The organism is Nesterenkonia alkaliphila, from assembly GCF_009758175.1.
GTDB classification, from domain to species: domain Bacteria; phylum Actinomycetota; class Actinomycetes; order Actinomycetales; family Micrococcaceae; genus Nesterenkonia; species Nesterenkonia alkaliphila.
On sequence record NZ_WRPM01000040.1, the window covers coordinates 1 to 3,426 of the forward strand.

Consider the following 3,426-nt stretch of genomic DNA (forward strand, 5'->3'; position numbering starts at 1 on the left):
CCGGTGCCGGCCCCCGGAACATACATTCCGAGGGCCGCATCCTGTGGTGACCCCAGCGGGATTTTGCTATCAGCCGCTGACAAGGGGTTTTGCAGCACCTAGCGCAAAAAGCAGCCATTAAAGCAGCCATTCGACAACCCCGGAATCACGCGGATCGCCATGTCTGGAGAGCCGCAACCACCACTGAAGTGACCGATGAAGCTTGATCTGTAGACCATCTCCACCCAATTCAGACATCACCGTCAAGTATAAAACCCCTGTCCACAAGAGACTGAATGGCTGCTTTCGCCACCAGAGCAGCCAATGCATGTGTGACGTCAGAGTTCGCAGCCGGAGAACTCTTATTCGCACCGATCCCCTGTCCTGCAGGCGTATCTCAGCGAAGTCGATGCAGGTACACCTCTTGGTCTCGGCGGGTGTGGAACAAAGCAATGATGTCAACTTCTCGACGCCTCTCGTCTACGGCATACCAGATCTGGTAAAGGAAGATCCTCAGCACATAGCGCCTGGCATCTTCTGCCAGCCGACGGAACGCAAGGGGATTCTCTCGCAAAACATGCTCCGCCTCGGTAATTTCCGCCTCAAACCGTCCTAGCTGGTAAGGCGCATGCTCGGAGTACCAGGCGAAAGCACCATCCAGGTCTTCGTATGCCTCGGAGCACCAAAAGAGCGTATTACGTCATCCGTACTTGCGCCGGATGCGCTTCCACACTTCCTCAGAACTCATGCGATCATCTGGACGAGCTTCCCGGGCAGCTAACCGCTCTGTGACCAGAGCAGCTTCTTCAGCACTGAGAGGCAACGCGTCAGGGTGAACAGAGTTCAGCAACGCTTGAGCCAGCTCCACCTTCTCAGCGTCTTCAAGCTGCTGAGCTTTCTCCAGAAGTCCCTGCTCCACCATGTCTCAATAGTACGCCCCCATCACAACAAGGGAGAAGCGCCCAGATCTCAATGCCCTCTAACCACATTTGCCCACGCGAACCACTGACGCAGAACTTCCTTGGTCTCAGGGGTGGCATTGGCTGCATGCAGCTCTGCCGACGTGATCCATCTGTAAGAAGTGTGCTCATCCGACAGTTGAACTTCTCGTCCCCGCAAAGGGATAGAGACCGTGTACTGCCTTGCCTTCTTCCCCGAGCGCGACTGGTAATCGAACTCGGCTAAGAACCCCTCGTCGACATGCTCGGCACCGAAACCAACTTCTTCTTCCAGCTCTCGATGGAGAGCCTGATCCAGTGTCTCCGATGGCTCCACTCCCCCTGAAGGCACTTCCTCCAGCCCAGGCAGGAAATCATCCTTAAGACTGCGCGTCACCAACAACGCTCTGCCTGCATCGTGAACGACAGCTCCAACGACAAACTTCTCAATCCCCTCAGCTTCAGCTGTACTCCGCAGAGCCTCTTTCAGTACCAACCTCATCTCCAATCAGAGTTTCCAAAACTTTTCTGCACCGTCCCACACGACAGCTCTGGGCACCCGTAGACGTAGCCCCATGATTTATCTCATAGCCTATGTTTCCCTACTGGTAGTCCTGGCCATCGTCATTCTCGGGATGCTCCTCCTACGGTTCTTCATCCGCGCAAAACTCACTGCACACCGACGACTCCTTGAGTTCATCCGCGCACTACGAGGTGACAAAGGAGGCTGAGCGCCTCCCACTACACAGAGCCTGTACTTGACCCTCACGTGGCGTGAGGCAGGACAGTGAAGGCATGGATAACAACCTTTACCCTGCATTCAGCATCAGCCCGGTCCCCCAGCCCACTGCCGACACTCCTACCCCCGAACTGTTCCGAGGCATGTACGGAATGCCATCATTCCTCACAGTTCCTACTGCCGACCTAGAGGCTTCCGCAAATTTCTGGATTGAAGGACTTGGGTTCTTTGACTTCTTCAGCGCACCCGGTCAGTTCGTTCACCTGCGCCGCTGGGTGTTCCAGGACGTGCTCCTGGTCCCCGGAGAAAGGGCTGCCGAGACGGCGACTGCAACGGCCAGCTTCGCTTGTGTCGAGAAACAGCTGGAAGAGATCGCAGAAGCCTGTGAAAGCATCCTGCCCGGAAGTACAGCAGGGCCAAGTATTAAGCCGTGGAACTCGGCAGAGCTCGACGTGGTGACTCCTGAGAACTTTCGAGTGACCATGACTGCTGCCCGCCCCTATGATCCTGCCAGTACAGAAGCCCAGAATCTCAAGGAGATCGGCATCGAGAAGACCTAGTCCGATTGAGGCACACTGAAGAAGCTATGGAACCTCCACCCAATGAGCCTCTGGCAGAACTGACGATAGGCAAGACAGCCGCGTTGCTGGGGGTCACTGTGCGTACGCTGCATCACTGGGATGAGATCGGGCTGGTCCGCCCCTCTGAACGATCTCTCTCCGGTTATCGCATCTACACCAGTGGGGATCTCTCGCGTCTGCATCGAGTGCTGATCTATCGAGAACTCGATCTTCCCTTGGATGAGATCTCTCGGCTCCTAGAAGCAGGAAGCGATGACGCGCTGGACTCTCTGCGCCACCAACGTGACCGGGTTACCGAACGTATTCAACGTCTTGAACAGATGTCGTCAGCACTGGAGAAACTTATCGAGGCTCAGCAGTCCGGCATCCTCCTCACCCCAGAAGCACAGGTATCGATCTTCGGAAGGCATTGGAACCAAGAATGGCCCCATCAAGCTCGGCAACGGTGGGGAGACTCAGTGCAGTGGACTCAGTATGCAGAACGCTCATCGCGACGCAGCGCTGAGGAATGGCATGACATCACCCTCAAAACTGAACAACTAGAAGCAGCACTTGTTGAGGCATTCAGCTCCGACTTAAGTCCAGGAGGCCCCACTGCCAACGCTTTGGCTGAAGAACACCGAGACCTACTCTCGGAGCACTTCGACTGTACGCACTCGATGCAGGTCTGCATCGCCTGAATGTATGTACCAGGCGGAGAGTTCCACGACCACTACGAAAACCTCGCCGCAGGACTCAGTAGCTGGATCAAAGACATTATCGATGCCAACGCCCGTGCAGTAGGGATAGATCCCGAAACCGCGCAATGGGAATGAGAGAGTCAACTCCTCCAGACATCAGCTGGTTGAATGAAGACATGACCATCCCTGTGAAACTCATCCGTTCAGATCGCCTCTCAGACGCTGCAGAGTACGCCTACGCTTCCAAACTCCCCGCTAATGCAGAACTGATCTTCCTGGCAGGCTCCTGCCCCCTCAACGCTGACGGCTCCACTGCCGCTATTGGCAACTACGCGGGGCAGGCAGCCAAGTGCATCGAGAACATGCACATCGCCCTAGAAGAAGCCGGAGCCACCATCGAGAACGTGGTCAGTACCCGTGTGCTCGTTACCTCCAACAAACAAGCAGACCTAGTGGTCCGTCTCTGATTTAGCTTGCCATTTCGGTGAGTTTCGCTCGTGCTCGGCGGG

At 55.9% G+C, this 3,426-nt stretch carries 5 protein-coding genes; 3 read left to right on the forward strand and 2 right to left on the reverse strand.

Annotated features, from left to right (window positions below):
* Positions 1-679: 679 nt before the first annotated feature.
* Entirely contained in the window at positions 680-901 is a 222-nt protein-coding gene (locus GNZ21_RS06075; RefSeq protein ID WP_157322394.1) for an addiction module protein, read from the reverse strand.
* Positions 902-948: 47 nt separating this feature from the next.
* Complete coding sequence (locus tag GNZ21_RS06080) at positions 949-1,419, reverse strand: NUDIX hydrolase (protein WP_157322396.1); 471 nt, start codon at positions 1,417-1,419, stop codon at positions 949-951.
* Positions 1,420-1,712: 293 nt separating this feature from the next.
* Here GNZ21_RS06080 and GNZ21_RS06085 point away from each other — a divergent pair, with 293 nt between their 5' ends.
* From GNZ21_RS06085 to GNZ21_RS06095, 3 genes are all read left to right on the forward strand, one after another.
* Positions 1,713-2,216, forward strand: coding sequence for a VOC family protein (locus GNZ21_RS06085; protein WP_157322398.1), 504 nt, complete (start codon positions 1,713-1,715; stop codon positions 2,214-2,216).
* A 26-nt stretch (positions 2,217-2,242) separates the two neighbouring features.
* Positions 2,243-2,917 carry a MerR family transcriptional regulator gene (locus GNZ21_RS06090; RefSeq protein WP_198345977.1) on the forward strand — a complete coding sequence of 225 codons (675 nt, stop codon included), beginning with the start codon at positions 2,243-2,245 and terminating at the stop codon, positions 2,915-2,917.
* Positions 2,918-3,093: 176 nt separating this feature from the next.
* Complete coding sequence (locus GNZ21_RS06095; RefSeq protein ID WP_157322400.1) at positions 3,094-3,384, forward strand: Rid family hydrolase; 291 nt, start codon at positions 3,094-3,096, stop codon at positions 3,382-3,384.
* The last annotated feature ends 42 nt before the right edge of the window (positions 3,385-3,426 follow it).